Below are 16,260 nucleotides of genomic sequence, written 5' to 3'. Positions count from 1 at the left end.
GGAGCCGGAGTCACTCGCCGGTTCGCGCCGGGGCAGGGAAGATGGCGGTATGGCGTCGGTGCTGGTGATCGAGGACGACGACCGCATTCGCCTGTCCTTGCTCCTCGCCCTCGACGAGGAAGGCTTCGACGCCAATGGAGCCGGGACGGCCGAGGAAGGGCTCCATCGGCAGCGCAGGCACCCAGCAGACGTGGTGATGGTCGACCTGATGCTGCCGGGCCTCGACGGCTTCGAGTGCATCCGGGAGCTACGACGCTCCGACGACGTTCCGGTGCTCGTCTTGAGCGCTCGGGACGCCACTCAGGATGTCGTCCGAGCGTTGGAGGCGGGAGCCGACGACTACGTCGTCAAGCCGGTCCCGACCGAGGAACTCGCCGCGCGTCTGCGCGCCCTGCAACGCCGCGTCCGGACGCCGGCGCCCCCGGTGAGTTCGTGGACGTTCGGCGAGCTGGCGGTACGGCCGGACGCCGCCGAGGTGACGCTGGGCGGCGAGCCGGTCGCCGTCACCCGCACCGAGTTCCGCCTACTCTGCGAGCTCGCCGAGCACGCGGGCCGGGTGCTCTCCCGCCAGCAGTTGCTGCAACGTGTGTGGGGATACGACGTCGGCGACGAGCGGCTGGTCGACGTCCACGTCGGGCGGCTCCGCCAGAAGATCGAACTCGATCCGCGCAACCCCCGTCACCTGGTGACGGTCCGCGGCATGGGCTACAAGCTGCAGCCGTGAGACCGATCGGCCTACGGCGCCGGGTGATCGCGAGCTTCGCGATCGGCGCGCTGCTGCTGTCGGCCGCCATGGCTCTGCTGTCTTACCAGCTCATTCGGACGTCGCTGACCGAGGGCAGGGAGCGGGCTGCGGTCCGCGCGGCGCACTTCAACGCCACCGTGGTCCGCGCCGGACTCACCGCTCAGGACCCGGACATCGTCGAGATCCTCGGGTCACTGGAGACCACCGGCGACCGGCAGGTCCTCGTCCGCCGCAACGGCACCTGGTACGCGCGCAGCGCGGACGAAGGCATCACTGCCGCGATCCCCGCCGCATTGCAGGATCGCGTCGCGGATGGGGAGCCGATGGTGCAGCGGGTGCGCTCGGGTGGCCGGCCCGTGGTCGTGGTCGGGGTCCCGATCTCCTCGTCGACCGCGTTCTACGAAGTCGACTCGCTCGCCGAGCTGGAACGCACGTTCCGCACCCTCGCCGTGGTCCTCACCGCGGTCGCTCTCATGACCGCCGGAGCGGGCGCGGTCCTCGGCTGGTACGTGACCCAGTCGGTGCTGCGCCCCCTGACCTCGGTCGCCGAAGCCGCCGAACACATCACCGCCGGCCTAGTCAGGACCCGGCTCGACCCCGCCACCGAACCCGACCTGGCCCGGCTCACCACGTCGTTCAACCACATGGTCGACGAACTCGCCGACCGGGTGGAACGCGACCGCCGCTTCGCCGCCGACGTCAGCCACGAACTACGTTCCCCGCTGCAGACGCTCTCCGCGGCCGCCGGTGTGCTCACCCGCCGCGCCGATCGACTCGACGAGCGGACCGCCGCCGCGGCCAAGCTGGTCGGCGAAGAAGTAGACCGGTTCCAGCACCTGGTCAACGACTTGATCGCGCTCGCCCGCGGCGATCAGCCGCTCGACCGGACACCCGTGGACATCGCCGCGCTCGCCCGGGATGTGTGCCGCGCCCGGCACCAGCCGACCGACCTCGTCCACGTCGACACCGACGAACCGGTCTGGGAGGTCGACCGGACACGCGTCGAGCAGATACTCACCAACCTCGTCGAGAACGCCGAGAAGTACGGCGGCGGTCCGACCGCGATCCGCATCGCCAGCAACGAACTCGTCGTCGAGGACCAGGGCCCGGGTGTCCGTCCTGAGGACCGACACGCCATCTTCGACCGCTTCGTTCGCGGCCGGACCGCCCACGACCGCGGGACCGGCAGCGACGGCACCGGGCTCGGCCTGGCACTCGTCGCCGCACACGCGGCCGCCCACGGCGGCGCCGCCTGGGTGGAGGACAACCCGGGCGGTGGTGCCCGGTTCCGGGTCCGACTGAACGGACCGGTCCGATGAGGCGACGGCTCTCCGCCGCGATTCTCGTCGTCGTGACAGCTCTGACGCTGACCGGCTGTGGCGTCCCGCTGGACGACGAGCCACGTTCCGCGCGCCGGACGGCAGACTCCGGCGCATCGCTCCCGAGCGCCTCGCCCGGGGTGCAGCCGGGTAGCGCCACCGAACGGATCTGCCTGGTGCGAGACGGCGCGCTCACCCCCGTGATCCGGCGGGTCCGGCCGCCGATCAGCGCGGACACCCACCTGCGCTTGCTGCTGCAGGGGCCGGACGCGGTCGAGCAGAACTCCGGCTACACCAGTGCCCTGGCCGCGACCAGGCTCGCCACCGGCGCCACCCAGGACGGCGGCATCGTCACCGTCGACCTCGGCGATCAGTACCGGGAGGCCGGCCGCACCGACGACGTACTGGCCTTCGGCCAGATCGTCTGCACCCTCACGTCCCGCCTCGCCGTGGGCGCGGTCCGGTTCGTCCAAGACGGGAAGCCACTGCCGGTGCCGCGCGGCGACGCCTCGCTCACGGCCGGGCCGCTGACGATCGCCGACTACGCCGACCTGCTCGTCACCGAGTAGCAGCCGCGCCCCGCGGGAGGTTCATCGTGAAGGTTCTGGTTCTGACGCTCGGCACCCGCGGCGACGTGCAGCCGTTCGTAGCTCTGGCTCGTGGGCTGCAGCAGCGCGGTCACCAGGCGGTGGTGGCGGCACCGGAACGGCTCGCCGGTCTGGCGACCGGCAATGGTGTGCAGTTCGCCGCCCTCGATGACGGCCCGTTACGGGTTCTGGATACCAGCTCCGTGGTGGGCGATGTCGCCGCTGGCGGGGCGCGCGCGAAGATCCGCTTGATGCGGCAGTTGCCCGCGATGTTCACCGGCGTTCTGGACGACTGTTGGCAGGTGGCCTCGACCGGGGCGGGCGCCGGCGCGGACGTCATCGTGCACAACGGTCAGGTGATCGCCGGGCAGCACGTGGCGGAGAAGTTGGGCATACCCGCGGTGCTTGCTTTGCCCATGCCGATGTACGTACCCACCCGACAGTTCCCGTGGCCTGGCCAGGTGCACCGGGCCCCTCACCGAACATCGCCGCCGACAGCCCTGAGACCACACCGACCCGCCCGCTGACGAGCTTCACTGCGCAGCCACACTCATTCCGTCGCCGATGTCGTCCGCGGGGCCACAGCCGCGCTGACCGCCTGAAGTAAGGAAGCCTGGTGTCCGACCCGGACGTCGTTCTCGAAGCCCGCCGCCGGCGGACCTTCGCCGTGATCAGCCACCCCGACGCAGGCAAGTCCACCCTGACCGAGGCCCTCGCGCTGCACGCCGACGCGATCACCCAGGCCGGGGCGGTACACGGCAAAGCGGGCCGCCGGGGCGTCACGAGTGACTGGATGGAGATGGAGCGGCAGCGCGGCATCTCGGTCACCTCCGCCGCGTTGCGCTTCACCTACCGCGACACGATCCTGAATCTGGTCGACACTCCGGGCCACGCCGACTTCTCCGAGGACACCTACCGGGTACTCACGGCCGTGGATTGCGCGATCATGCTGCTGGACGCGGCCAAGGGCCTGGAACCTCAGACGCTGCGTCTGTTCGACGTCTGCCGCCACCGCGGCATTCCGATCGTGACGTTCATCAACAAGTGGGACCGCCCCGGGCAGGACGCGCTCGCGCTGCTCGACGCCGTGGAAGAGCGGCTAGCGATCCGGCCGACGCCGATCACCTGGCCCATTGGCCTCGCCGGCGACCTGCAAGGCCTCATCGACCGCCGCCGCGAGGACGAGGTCGTCGGGTTCTCCCGGGCCGCCGGTGGTGCCACCGCGGCCACCGCGCGCGTCCTCGACCCGGCTGCGATGAGTCAGAACAGTGCTTACCGCACGGCGGTCGAGGAACTGGACCTGCTCAGCAGCGTCGGCGCCGAGCACGAACCGGAGGCCTTCCTCGCCGGTAAGGCCACCCCGGTGTACTTCGGCAGCGCGGTTTCCAACATCGGAGTCCGGCACCTGCTCGACGGCATCATCGACCTCGCGCCCTCCCCCGCTCCGCGTCCGACCGTGAGCGGCGCCCCACGCCCGCTGGACGCGGACTTCTCCGGCGTGGTGTTCAAAGTCCAGGCCAACATGGACCGCGCGCACCGCGACCGCATCGCGTTCGTACGGGTCTGCTCCGGCCGCTTCGACCGCGGTATGCAAGTGGTGCACGCCGCCACCGGTCGACCGTTCAGCACGAAATACGCCAGCGCCCTGTTCGGTCAGGAGCGCTCCACGCTCGAGACGGCCTACCCCGGCGATGTCATCGGGCTGGTCAACGCCACCGCGCTGCGGGTCGGCGACACCCTCTGCACCGGCCGGGCCGTAGCCTTCCCGCCCCTGCCCGCCTTCGCGCCCGAGCACTTCGCGGTGCTCCGGCCGCAGGACCTCAGCCGAGTCAAGCAGTTCCGCCGCGGCGTCACCCAGCTCGACGAGGAAGGCGTCGTCCAGGTACTGGTCTCCGACCGACGTGGCGAACAGGCACCCGTGCTCGCCGCCGTCGGACCAATGCAGTTCGACGTCGCGCTGCACCGCCTGGCCCACGAGTTCTCCGCCCCCGGCGTCCTGGAACCACTGACTTACCAGGTGGCCCGCCGCACCGACGCCGCCGGTGCCCCGGTCCTGGAGCGGGCACCCGGAGTCGAGGTATTCACCCGGACCCGGGACGGCGCGCTGCTCGCCGTGTTTCCCACGCCCTGGCGGCTGGCCTCGGTAAGCCGGGATCACCCCGGCGTCCGGCTGGACCCCATGCTCGACAACCCGCGCTGACCCGCTGCGCCCGCGATCGGAATCGGCCACAGCGTCGTTGCCCTGGTCGCGGGCAAGACCGTCGGAATCACGCTGATCACCTGGCTGGTCGCACGGTTCACTCGCGCGAGCCTGGACGAAGGCCTGGCCTGGATCGACGTCGTCGGCCTCGCACTGCTCGGCGGTATCGGCTTCACCGTCTCCCTGCTCATCGGCGAACTCGCGTTCGGCGCCGGGAGCGACAGCGACGAGCACGTCAAGGTGGCCGTCTTCACCGGTTCGCTGATCGCGGCCGTCCTGGCCGCGATTCTTCTGCGCCTGCGGAACCGCACCTACCGGCGCCTCCAGGAAGAAGAGGAGAGGGACGTCGACCGCGACGGCATTCCCGACGTCTACGAGCAGTCCTGAGCTAGCCGATCGCTCGCGCGGCGGTACGACGAAGCCTTCCCGGCGGGCTCCAATCGGCGTACCGTCCTACGTGGTGTGCCGGGAAGCCTGGTCGGCGACGTCCTAACCGCGTCGATCGGAAGGCTCTGGCGATGACTGCTCCCGCCGTGCGCACCGATGCCCTCACCAAGCACTACGGCCGCCTGCCCGCGCTCGAGGACCTGACGATCGAGGTCCCGCCGGGTGAGGTGTTCGGCTTCCTCGGCCCCAACGGCGCCGGAAAGTCCACCGCGATCCGGCTGCTACTCGGACTCGCCTCCCCGACCTCCGGCCGGGCGTGGCTGTTCGACGTCCCCGCCGCCGACGTGGCGGTCGCCCATCGGCGAGTGGCCTACGTACCGGCGGACGTCGCGTTGTGGCCGCGGCTGACCGGACAGGAGATCCTCCATCTGCTGGCCCGCACCGGCCCGGGCATCGACACCGCCTACCGCGACGAGCTGCTGGCGCGGTTCGACGTGGACCTGTCCAAGCGCGCCGACGCGTACTCCACGGGCAACCGGCAGAAGATCGCCTTGGTCGCGGCGTTCGCCACCCGCGCGCCGCTACTGATCCTCGACGAGCCGACCAGCGGCCTGGATCCGCTGATGGAGCAGCAGTTCCGCCGGACGGTGGACGAGGCCCGCGACCGTGGCCAGACGGTGTTCCTCAGCTCCCACCAGCTCGCCGAGGTCGAGGCCGTCTGCGACCGGGTCGGCATCCTGCGCGCCGGACGACTGTCCGAGGTTGCAACGGTGCCGGACCTGCGTCGGCTGCACCGCTCGGAGGTGACGCTCACCTACACCGGTCCAGCGCCCCGGCTGGACGCGGTGCCCGGCGTGGACGGCGTCGAATCACTCGGGGAGGGACGGTTGCGGTTCGCGCTGACCGGCCCTCCCGGGCCGGCGCTGCACGCGCTGGCCGACGTCGACACGGTCGCAGTGAGTATCCGCGAACCCAGCCTCGAGGAGATCTTCCTCGACTACTACGGCCGGGACTCCGTGAGCGAGGTGGCCCGGTGACCGCCGGAACGCTCACTGCCCCGTCCGCTCTGACCGTGCGGGACGAGGCTGGGTGGGCACTTACCTGGCTGGCCGTCCGGCAGATCCGCGCCGGGGCCGTCGTCGTTCTGGCCGTCGCCGCCGGGATGACCGGACTCGTCGCCGCTACCGCGCGCGCGATCGTCAACGATCCGGCCAGCGCCGAGTCACTGCGCGCGCTCGCGAGCAACCCGGCCATCCGGACGCTCTTCGGCGAGCCGATCGCGCTCGACACCGTCGGCGGTTTCACCGTGTGGCGCAGCGGCACACCACTCGCGCTGATCATCGCGGCGTGGACGATCGTGGCGACGACCCGAGTGTTGCGCGGTGAGGAGGCGGCCGGTCGCTGGGATCTGCTGCTGGCCGGGCGCACTCCGCTGCGGAAAGCCGTTGCCCGTCACCTCGCGGTGCTGGTCGCCGCTCCGCTGGTCGTCGGCGCGGCGGTCGCGGTAGCGCTGGCCGCGACCGGCGTCGGTATGCGGGGTGCGCTCGTCCACGGCGTGGGGCTGGCGCTGCTCGGGGTGTTCTTCGCCGGGGTCGCGGCGCTGACCGCGCAGCTGTTCTCCACCCGAACCACCGCGACCACCGTCGCGGTCGCGCTGCTCGGCACGAGTCTGCTCGTGCGGATGATCGGGGACGGCGTCGACGCGCTGGGCTGGCTGCGCTGGGCGTCGCCGATCGGGCTGATCGCACTGACGCGGCCGTTCGGCGACGACCAGTGGCTGCCGCTGCTCGTGCTGGCTCTGGCCGCCGTCGCGGTGTGCGGAGCTGCGTACACCGCGAGCGGGCGGCGAGACTTGTCCGCCGGTCTGGTGCCCAGCCGCGCGACCCGACCGGCTCGGCGCGGCGACCGCGCCGGTACCGGGCGGCACCGGCCTGGTGGTGGATCTGCATCCCGGAGGCGTCGGCGTCGCAGTGTTCGGCGCGCTCGTCCTCGCTGTTCTCACGATCTCCTTCGACGACGTCGCGGACCTCTTCTCCGACCGGTCGACGCCGGTCGCGACGGGTCGCGCGACGGAGAGGATCTGACGTGCCCTATCTCGTCGCCGCCGTTCTCGCCCTGGGCGTGCTCGGTCTGCTCAACCTCCTGCTGACCGTCGGGGTCGTCCGCAGGCTCCGCCAACTCGCCGCCGCTCCGGGCGCGCTGCCCCCGGGCTTGCACGGCGCCATGCCGCCGGTCGGCAGCACGGTTGCGGACTTCTCCACCACCACGGTGGACGGCATGACGGTGTCGCGGCACGACCTGGACGACGGCACGCTGGTGGGCTTCTTCAGCCCGGGATGCGACCCGTGCGTCGCGGCCGTCCCGACGTTCGCCACGGCCGCTCGGACGTTCCCCGGCGGTGCGTCCCGGGTGATCGCCGTCGTCGCGGGCACCGGCGAGGCGGGTGCCGCCATGGTGGGTGAGCTGACGCCGGTGGCCCGAGTCGTGGTGGAGCCGCCCGGTGCACCGGGCATGGCGTCGGCGTTCGGGGTGACGACCTTCCCTACCGCGACGCTCGTCGACGCCGACGGACGGATTCGGTGGAGCGGCCCGGACGCCGCCGCCCTGCCCGTCCCGGTCCCGTGACCGCACCGCCACCCAGCGGGATGCCACCCGACGCCGGAACGGCGGCGCCGGACGCGGCGCCGCGCGCGGCCGCGGCGCTGGCCGTCCGCATCGCCTGGCTGGCCTCTCCCCGCACCGTGCTGCTGCTGGCCGCCGCGGCGCTGGTCGGGGCCGCGGCTCCGGTCGCCGTCACCTGGTTGACGCGGGGCGTGATCGACCAGATCGTCGCCGGCGGAGCGATCGGGCCCCTCGTGACGCTCGCCACCGGCCTGGCGCTCGCCGGCGTCGCCACCGCGACGCTTCCGCAGCTGGACCAGTTCCTGCAGGCCGAGTTGAACCGCGGGGCGAGCCTGGTCGCGATCGACCGGCTGCACGGGTCGGTGGGTCGCTTGACCGGGATGGTCCGCTTCGAGCAACCCGCGTTCCTCGACCGGCTGCAGGTGGCGGTGATGTCCGAGCAGGGTCCCGCGGAGATCGTCGCCGGTGGGCTCGGCGCGGCTCGGTCGATGCTCGCGCTGGCTGGGTTCCTGGTGTCGCTCGTGCTGATCAGCCCGGTGATGGCGATCGTCGTGGTGGTGGCCGCCATCCCGGTGCTCTTCGCCGAGCTGGCTCTCTCGCGGCGGCGGGCGTGCATGACGTTCACGATCAGCCCGGTCGAGCGCCGTGAGCTGTTCTACCGCGATCTGCTGCTGCGCGCCAACGCCGCCAAAGAGACCCGGCTCTTCGGCATCGCGGGCTTCCTCCAGAGGCGAATGCTCACCGAGCGCCGCAAGGCGGACCGCGCGCGGCGCGCCGTCGATCGCCGTGAGCTCTTCGTACAGGGCGGGTTGGCTCTCCTCGGCGCCGTGGTCGCCGGCGGTGGTTTGGTGTGGGCGGTCCGTGCGTCCCGGCAGGGTGAACTGTCGATCGGTGACGTCGCGCTGTTCATCGGTGCGACCGCCGGAGTGCAGAGCGCGCTGGCGACCGCGATCGGTCAGTTCACGCTGCTCCACCAGAAGTTCCTGATCTTCGATCACTTCCGCGCCGTGGTGACCGGCCCCACCGACCTCCCGATCGCCGCGCATCCCCGGCCGGTCCCGCCGCTGCGGGAGGGCATCGAACTGCGCGACGTGTGGTTCCGGTACACCCCGGACGCCCCCTGGGCGCTGCGGGGAGTCACGCTCACGATCCCCGTCGGCCGAGCGACCGCGCTCGTCGGGCGAAACGGTTCCGGAAAGAGCACGCTGATCAAATTGCTCTGCCGTTTCTACGACCCGGAACGGGGCGCGGTGTACTGGGACGGCATCGACCTGCGCCAACTGGACCCGGCCTCGCTGCGGAAGCGGGTCACGGCCGTGTTCCAGGACTTCGTGGAGTACGACCTGACCGCGGCGGAGAACATCGGCCTCGGCGACGTGACGGCGATCGACGACGACGACCGGATCCGGACCGCGGCGCAGCAGGCCGGTATCGACGACGAACTCGCCGGCCTCCCGGCCGGCTATCAGACGCTGCTGTCGCGGATCTTCATGACCGAGGCCGACCGCGAGGATCCCACCACCGGGGTGGTCCTCTCCGGCGGTCAGTGGCAGCGGCTCGCGGTCGCCCGCGCATTCATGCGCGACGGCCGCGACCTGATGATCCTGGACGAGCCGTCGTCCGGCCTGGACGCCGAGGCGGAGTACCGCATCCATGCCGGACTGCAGCGGCACCGCGCCGGGCGCACCAGCGTGCTCATCTCCCACCGTCTCGGCTCGATCCGGAACGCCGACGCCATCGTGGTGCTGGACGACGGCGCCGTCGTGGAGGAGGGCACGCACGCCGACCTGATGAACGCCGGCGGGACCTATGCTCACCTGTTCACGCTGCAAGCCACCGGCTACCTGGACGACCAGGTGGACCAGTTCGACAACCGGGCGACGGCCGAGGCGGCATCGTGAACATCGTCGCGGCGCTGGTACCGATCACTGGCGTGCTCGCCGCCGCGGCGTGGGTCCGGCGGAACCTGGTGATGGTCCGGGTCACCGGCTTCAGCATGGAGCCCACGTACCGCTGCGGCGACCGGGTTCTGGTGCGCCGCTGCCGCGCCTCCGCGGTCCGGGCCGGGCAGGTGATCGTGATCCTCCCGGGTAAACCGCTGGGCGGGCTGCCGCCCATCGACGACCCGTTCTGGGTCATCAAACGGGTCGCGGCCGCGCCGGGCGATCCCGTCCCCCGAACGCGAGTATCGGCGTTGAGTGCGGTACCGGAGGACGTGGTGCCCGACGACTGCCTGGTCGTCCTCGGCGACAATCCGGCGGGGACGGACTCGCGCCAACTCGGCTACTACGCCGGCGGCAACCTCCTCGGCGCCGTCGTGCGTCCGCGGCCACAGCATCGGCCGGTGAGTGCGGCGAGCAGGGCGTCGACAGCCGCGCGGTAGTCGTGCTCGGTCGAGCCGATGCGAGCATCGCTGGGCGTCACCGCGGGCCAGGCCAGCTGGGCCTTCTCGGTCTTCACGTGCACCTTTCTCGCGCTCAGCGGAGTGACCGGAAAGCTCGCCGACCGCCACGGTCCGCGGCCCTTGCTCGCGGCCGGCGGGCTACTCATCGCAGCCGGTCTGGCGCTCACCGCAGCGGCCGGACACATCGCGCAGGCCGTCCTGGGCTATGTGGCCGTCGGCGTCGGCGTCAGTTGCGTCTACGTGCCGGCGGTCGCGAACGTCGGCGCCTGGTTCGTCCGCCACCGGGTGCACGCCATCGGAATCGCAGTGACCGGCATCGGCGTCGGCACGATAGTCGGCCCGATCGTGACCGCGGCGCTGGTAGAGGCGATCGGGTGGCGTCGTTCCGAGTTGTGGCTCGGCATCGCCGTCCTGCTGGTGCTGCTGGCGTGCGCGAGGGCCACGCCGGTCGCCGCGCGCGATGACCGTGCCGTCGTCGTCTGGCCGGTCCGCCATCTGGCGGGCGACTGCATGTTTCGGCTGCTCTACGCCTCCGGGTTCGCGATGGGACTCGTCCTCTACGTGCCGTTCGTGTTCGTCGCCCCAATGGCCGTGCAGTCCGGCGCCACCGCCATTCGTGCGGCGGCGCTGATCAGCGTCATCGGGTTCGCCAGCACCGCGGCACGGATCCTGTTCGGCCTGGTGGCGGGAAGGTGTGGTGTGGTCACCGCATACAAGGCGACGATCGTTGCGATCTGGGCGAGCTTTCTGATCCTCATACCGGCCCGGTCATTCCCGGGGCTACTGGCATTCGCACTGCTATTCGGCGCCGGCTACGGCGGCAACATCGCGCTCATGCCGGCGATGCTCGGCCACTACTACGGTGTGAACAGCCTGGGTACGGTCACCGGTGCGATGCTCACCAGCGCCGGCGTCGGCGCTCTACTGGGAGCCCCCCTGTTCGGCCTGATCGTGGGCGCGTCCGGCGGTTACCTGCTGCCGACAGCCGTCACGTTCGCGATCGTGACGATCGGCTCGATCGGCCAGGTGCTCCTGCCCCGCCGTCACCCGGCGAGCAGCCTGTCCTAATTGTCCGCGCGGGAACCCACTAAGGCCTGCCCAGTATGTCCGCGAGACATCCAGGCAGCCCGGTGGGTCCAGTCCAAGCCAGAGTCGTTCTAGGTCATGAACGAGCTTCAGGGTTGGCGCGGCGGGACGCATCGAGCGCGTCGGCCCAACGCGGCGCCGGCCGCGGTGGCGACGACCGCGCGTGGCGGGATCGTCAGCCGGCACAGCGGCCCGGAAAGCCTCCGGGGCACCGAACTCCGCACGGTTGAACGCGTCCGCCGCGTCAACGTCGGTCGCCATCCGCCGCGGTAAACCGCCGGGCTGCGCCGGTGCGGCGTCGACCTCGACGAAGGTGCGCCGAGGTCTCGCCAACCGGCGTGAGAACGCGCGAATCCTAGCCGGGGGAAATATCCAGACTTGTCGAGGGTCCGGTTGCCCGCTATGTTAATCCAGAATCACATCGGTCATCGGCCCGGAATCGAATCGTCGAGCCTCACGAGCCGGACCTCTGAGTGATGCTCCGCTGACCCGGAAGTAGGTAAGCGAATGGGGAATCTCAGCAGGCGACGCGTTCTAACCCTCGGTGCTGCGCTGGGTCTGGTGGGCGCAGTCGACCCCTCCAGAGCCTGGGCCTGGTCGTCCAGCAACTCGATCGCCGCTGTCGACAGGGTCACCGACCCGTGGGACGTCTGGGACGACGCCACCGACCCGCTCGTCGCCTCGCTTCTGAAGAACGGTCAGATCCCGGCGGTCAACACGGCGTTCGACTCGTGGGTCAAGAACAGCGATGCGCTGCCCGGCGGCCTGCCCGCCGAACTCACCACCTACCTTCAGCAGCACAACGCACTGCCGTCGTGGGCCGACCAGAAGAAGCTGAAGCTCGGTGCCCAGTTCAACAAGCGCCTGGGCACGTACATGTTCCTGCTGTACGGCCTGGGAAGCGGAATCATGAGCACCGTGATTCCGCGAGAGGCCCGCAATGTTTACTACTCCGCGGGCGGCGCTGACATGAAGTCACGTGCGGCCAAGACCTTCACCTACGGCTACGACCTGGCCGCGATCGACGCCTTCGAGCCCACGGGCCACTTCGTGGTGACCTCTAACAAGACGCGTCTGACACACGCGGCGGTGCGGCACCTGCTACCGCAGTCACCAGCATGGCGGGCGGTCACCGACGACGGCGCGAGGCCGATCAGCAACGGTGACATCCTGGTCACTTTCCACAGCCTCGGTACCTTCGTGTACACCAAGCTGAAGTCCTGGGGCATCAGGATGTCGGTCGCGGAAGAGGAGGCCTACCTGCACCAGTGGCAGGTTGGGCTGCACCTGCTGGGCGTGCGGGACGACTTCATCCCCGCGAGCTGGGCCGCCGCGAAACAGCAGTCGTCCTACGCACTCACGCCGATCATGGGTCCGACGCCCGAAGGCATCAAGCTGGCCGAAATTCTGCTCGGACTCGTGAGCGAGGTCGACCGGGGTCTCACCAAGGGAATCCTCAACGAATTCACGCGCTATGTGCTCAGCGACAAGGTCGGCGACTGGCTGAAGCTGCCGCGTGATTACGCAGCACGCGGATTGATCCAAACCGGATGGCCGGCGTTCGTCGCATTCAAGGAAGGACTGACGCCGGTCATGCCGAATACCTTCGCCACGTTCGACCAGCTCTTACGCGGCATAGCGATGCTGTTCCTCAACAACGGCACCTCGCCGACGTACACCCCCATCACCATCCCGACAGGGAACCGGCCCAACTGAGCCGGCGTTCGCTGGCTACAGCATGAGGGCGCTGGTCACCAAGGACGTGACGGCGTCCCGGTGCTCGGGTGCGTCCTGCCAACGCAGGGCGCGCCCGGCCTCGACCACCACACCGAATCCCGCATGTATCAGGAGCCGGGCCTGGCGCGAGTCCAACTCCGGGCGGGCTGTCCGCAACTGCTCCTCCCAGATGGCGATGTGCTCGCGCTGGGCGAGGATCAAAGGCCGCTGCAAGTCGGCCGGTAGACCGGCGACCTCGGCCTCGGCGACGCTGTTTAGCGTGTTGTGCTCGAAGCTATAGGCCACGTACGCCGCGGCCAAAGCCACCACGGCCTGACGCGGGTCGTTCGCCTGCTGAAGGCTCCGTTCCACGGCCTGGGCCAGCAATCCCGCCGCCTGCAAACATGCGGCCACCAAGATGTCGACCTTGCCGGCGTAGTGTCGATAGAGAGCCGACGGAGCGAGCCCCACCGCCTGAGCGATCTGTGCGTTCGTCACGTTCGCGAACCCGTCCCGGGCGAACAACGGAATGGCCGCTGCCAGGATCTCCGCACGTCGGGTGCGCGGCACGGGCTGAGCCGGTAGTTCGATCGAATGCACACTGGGCGCGGCTGCCGCCGGATCGGTCGCGGCTACGCTCAAGGCGGCGTTCAGCAGCATGTCCTCGATCCGGCGTTGGGCGATCGAGGTGTGGTGCATCGTGATGGATCCGATGGCACCGAGAGCTGCAGTGGCCCGCAAGCGTTCGTCGGTTAGTGGGTAATCGCGCCGCACCAGTTCGGTCACGCGTCCGACGACGTGTGCGAACTTGGACCGAAGCAATAGGCGATCCTCGCGTCCGAGGTACCGGGCCTCCCATCGATACAGACCACCCGACGCGCGGTGGCGAACCGTGACACGGGTGATGGCGGCAAGCACATCCCTCAACGTCGCGTCGGGCGGCGACTCGTCGAGCTCGGCGACGAGCCGATCCACCATGACGTGAGCAGCCTCGGCGAACAGCGCGTACTTGTTCGGGAAGTGCCGGTACAGCGCTGCCGCGCTGATGCCCACGCCTGCAGCGATCTCCTCCATGGACGCCGCGTGATAGCCCCGCTCGCTGAACACCTGTCCGGCCGCCTCGACGATGAGCTGCTTGCGGTTGCGCGGTCGGGCGCCCGCGGTCGGCCCAGCGGTCACCGGATCGCTCGAGCAGACATGGGTGAACGCAACACCATGCGAGTTAGTCAATCACAAGGCGTCGAAGTCGCTCGGAACGGTGATAGTTCGCTGGGACGCAAGCGCGAGAACATCCGCTCCTGGCCGATGTGCGTGTGATTGATCAGGGGTGTCATGAGGCAGCAGCCAGCCAAAGCCGACCGGCTAGGTTGAGGTCATGGCCCGTGTGATCACTCGCTTCTCGGCCGGTCTTGTGCAGGCGTATGACTTCTCGACGGGCGCGGCAGTGGCTTCGGACGTGGTTCCCACGGTGGTTTTCCCAGTCACCGACGAGGCGAGCCTGAAGCCTGACAGCTGCGCCGTGGCACCCGACTTGAGTCACGCGGTCTACGCGACACCGAATCGGGTGAACTGCATCGACCGTGATGGGTCGATGCTGTGGCAGCTCGACTTCCCGCCAGTGTCATCGCAGCGGCCGAACGCCCGTAACCGCTGCGACTTCTCCCTCGATGGCACGGTCGTATGGGTCTACCGCCCGGACGGGCTGGCCCGCACCGGCGCAGGCACCGACCGGTGGCTTGCGGTCGACGCCGGCACCGGCCGCATCCTGGCCCAGGCGCACCTCGACTCGGTCGGTCACGGTAGCGAGCACATCGCGCACCCGGATGGCCTGCACATGTTGCTCGACGTCGGCGAGGGGCAAGATGGCAGTCGCGTCTACCGAGGCCGGCTCGACGGCGACCGGATCGAACTGTTCGAATACGAGTGGGGCAACCGCGTTCTGGTCTCGATGACGTCGGACGGCAGCCACCTGATGACGGTGGACCATGGCAACGCGGACGCAGCGTTTCACACCTATCCCGACGGTGCGGTCGTAGCCCAGGTGCCGGTCGAGGCGCTGGGCTATGAGCCGTTCGACGCGGTCATCGAGTACGCCGGCGGGTACGTCGACGATTCCACCGCCGTAGTCACGGTCGCAGGCGAAACTGAGAACGAGGAGGAGTGGTTCGAGCGATACCTTGTCGATCCGCACACCGGCGAGATCCGTCGCCGGCTTGACGCGCCGTCGGGGCACCCGTACGACTTCGAACCGCTTGGCGATGGTTCCTGGCTCAGCACCGACGACGGACGGCTCCGGCGCCACATTCTGAAAGGCTAAAGTCCTAGAGGCCGCAGCCAATGCACCAGTCGGCAGTCACGGCATCCGCTTCTGCCGCTGCGCGTTTGTTGGGTCTGGATCGGGGCGACGTCCGGACGCCCGGACCTCGCAGCGGATCGATCGGGGATTGTGTCGAGTCCGGTCGACAGGGGTCAGTTCGCACGTTCGAGCAGGCATGCTGGGCTGATGCGAGGTGCCACCGTGCTCGGCGGATGCGGGGCGTTCCCGGAGCCCGGCAGGGCATGCAACGGTTTCCTCGTGCAATGGGACGGCTACCGCCTCGTGCTTGATCTCGGTTACGCCACCCTGGCGCGGCTGCTGACTCACTGCCCGGACGGAGCGGTCGACGCCGTCGTCCTCACCCACGAACACCCCGACCACTGCATCGACCTGCACGGCCTGTTTCGCATGCACCTCTACGGCGATCCCGGGGGTCGGACCATCCCGCTTTACTGCCCGCCGGGAGTGTCGACCGCCTCACCGGCCTCGAACCTGACGTGGACCTCCGCGCGGTGTTCACCATCCACGAATTGCCAGGCGAGTACCGGGTGGGACCATTCGGACTCACCGGTGTCCTACTGCCGCACTACGTACCTAACGTCGGCGTCCGCCTAAGTGCTGGTCAGACCGTGCTCGCCTACACCGGCGACACTGGTCCGGATCCCTTGCTAGCCGAGCTCGGCCGCGACGCCGACCTGTACATCAGGGAAGCCACCGACCGGCCTGGCAGGAACGGGGAATCCGCTCGCAACCTTCTTACCTCGGCGGAAGCGGGGCGTTGGGCCACCCGCGCCGGCGCTCGCCGGCTTCTACTCACCCACTTTTGGCCCGGCAACGATCGTGACGCGGCGCGGTCGGGCCTTGACCCCTGAGCCTG

General features: G+C 69.8%; 14 protein-coding genes and 2 pseudogenes. 15 read left to right on the top strand and 1 reads right to left on the bottom strand.

From position 1 onward, the window contains the following. Positions 1-49: 49 nt before the first annotated feature. The 13 genes and pseudogenes from ABEB28_RS27855 (at position 50) to ABEB28_RS27795 (ending at position 13,066) form a co-directional block, all read left to right on the top strand. Positions 50-724, top strand: a complete 675-nt coding sequence (locus tag ABEB28_RS27855; protein ID WP_345731192.1) for a response regulator transcription factor — start codon at positions 50-52, stop codon at positions 722-724. Beyond that, positions 721-2,064: a HAMP domain-containing sensor histidine kinase gene (locus tag ABEB28_RS27850; protein ID WP_345731191.1), complete on the top strand. Its 1,344-nt coding sequence runs from the start codon at positions 721-723 to the stop codon at positions 2,062-2,064. The genes ABEB28_RS27855 and ABEB28_RS27850 overlap by 4 nt, the downstream gene beginning before the upstream one ends. Next, complete coding sequence (locus tag ABEB28_RS27845; RefSeq protein WP_345731190.1) at positions 2,061-2,633, top strand: GerMN domain-containing protein; 573 nt, start codon at positions 2,061-2,063, stop codon at positions 2,631-2,633. Before ABEB28_RS27850 ends, ABEB28_RS27845 begins: the two co-directional genes overlap by 4 nt. A gap of 26 nt (positions 2,634-2,659) precedes the next feature. Beyond that, complete coding sequence (locus tag ABEB28_RS27840; RefSeq protein ID WP_345731189.1) at positions 2,660-3,178, top strand: glycosyltransferase; 519 nt, start codon at positions 2,660-2,662, stop codon at positions 3,176-3,178. 89 nt (positions 3,179-3,267) lie between these two features. Continuing rightward, positions 3,268-4,851, top strand: coding sequence for a peptide chain release factor 3 (locus ABEB28_RS27835; protein ID WP_345731188.1), 1,584 nt, complete (start codon positions 3,268-3,270; stop codon positions 4,849-4,851). 12 nt (positions 4,852-4,863) lie between these two features. Continuing rightward, positions 4,864-5,238 (top strand): annotated as a pseudogene (locus ABEB28_RS27830) (Na+/H+ antiporter NhaA); the annotation flags it as partial. Positions 5,239-5,369: 131 nt separating this feature from the next. Beyond that, complete coding sequence (locus ABEB28_RS27825) at positions 5,370-6,275, top strand: ABC transporter ATP-binding protein (RefSeq protein ID WP_345731187.1); 906 nt, start codon at positions 5,370-5,372, stop codon at positions 6,273-6,275. Beyond that, a complete protein-coding gene (locus tag ABEB28_RS27820; RefSeq protein WP_345731186.1) occupies positions 6,272-7,387 on the top strand; it encodes a hypothetical protein in 1,116 nt (371 codons plus the stop codon). Before ABEB28_RS27825 ends, ABEB28_RS27820 begins: the two co-directional genes overlap by 4 nt. Next, positions 7,324-7,863, top strand: coding sequence for a TlpA family protein disulfide reductase (locus tag ABEB28_RS27815; protein WP_345731185.1), 540 nt, complete (start codon positions 7,324-7,326; stop codon positions 7,861-7,863). Before ABEB28_RS27820 ends, ABEB28_RS27815 begins: the two co-directional genes overlap by 64 nt. Next, positions 7,860-9,761 carry an ABC transporter ATP-binding protein gene (locus ABEB28_RS27810; RefSeq protein WP_345731184.1) on the top strand — a complete coding sequence of 634 codons (1,902 nt, stop codon included), beginning with the start codon at positions 7,860-7,862 and terminating at the stop codon, positions 9,759-9,761. Before ABEB28_RS27815 ends, ABEB28_RS27810 begins: the two co-directional genes overlap by 4 nt. Then, positions 9,758-10,243 (top strand): S26 family signal peptidase, encoded by a 486-nt coding sequence (locus ABEB28_RS27805; RefSeq protein WP_345731183.1) that lies wholly within the window; start codon positions 9,758-9,760, stop codon positions 10,241-10,243. Before ABEB28_RS27810 ends, ABEB28_RS27805 begins: the two co-directional genes overlap by 4 nt. 18 nt (positions 10,244-10,261) lie before the next feature. After that, positions 10,262-11,332, top strand: coding sequence for an MFS transporter (locus tag ABEB28_RS27800; RefSeq protein ID WP_345731182.1), 1,071 nt, complete (start codon positions 10,262-10,264; stop codon positions 11,330-11,332). Positions 11,333-11,857: 525 nt separating this feature from the next. Beyond that, positions 11,858-13,066: an oxygenase MpaB family protein gene (locus ABEB28_RS27795; RefSeq protein ID WP_345731181.1), complete on the top strand. Its 1,209-nt coding sequence runs from the start codon at positions 11,858-11,860 to the stop codon at positions 13,064-13,066. Positions 13,067-13,081: 15 nt separating this feature from the next. Here ABEB28_RS27795 and ABEB28_RS27790 read toward each other — a convergent pair whose 3' ends face one another. Beyond that, on the bottom strand, positions 13,082-14,245 hold the full coding sequence (locus ABEB28_RS27790) for a TetR/AcrR family transcriptional regulator (protein ID WP_345731227.1): 1,164 nt from the start codon (positions 14,243-14,245) through the stop codon (positions 13,082-13,084). Between the two features lie 196 nt (positions 14,246-14,441). On the opposite strand from ABEB28_RS27790, the gene ABEB28_RS27785 reads away from it, so the two are divergent. Both ABEB28_RS27785 and ABEB28_RS27775 read left to right on the top strand, forming a co-directional pair. Further along, positions 14,442-15,383, top strand: a complete 942-nt coding sequence (locus ABEB28_RS27785; protein ID WP_345731180.1) for a YncE family protein — start codon at positions 14,442-14,444, stop codon at positions 15,381-15,383. Between the two features lie 186 nt (positions 15,384-15,569). Further along, positions 15,570-16,255 (top strand): annotated as a pseudogene (locus ABEB28_RS27775) (MBL fold metallo-hydrolase). Positions 16,256-16,260 lie beyond the last annotated feature (5 nt).

The organism is Cryptosporangium minutisporangium, from assembly GCF_039536245.1.
Lineage (GTDB): Bacteria > Actinomycetota > Actinomycetes > Mycobacteriales > Cryptosporangiaceae > Cryptosporangium > Cryptosporangium minutisporangium.
The sequence above is the reverse complement of the archived record's forward strand: the minus strand, read 5'-3'. Positions and strand labels throughout refer to the sequence as shown.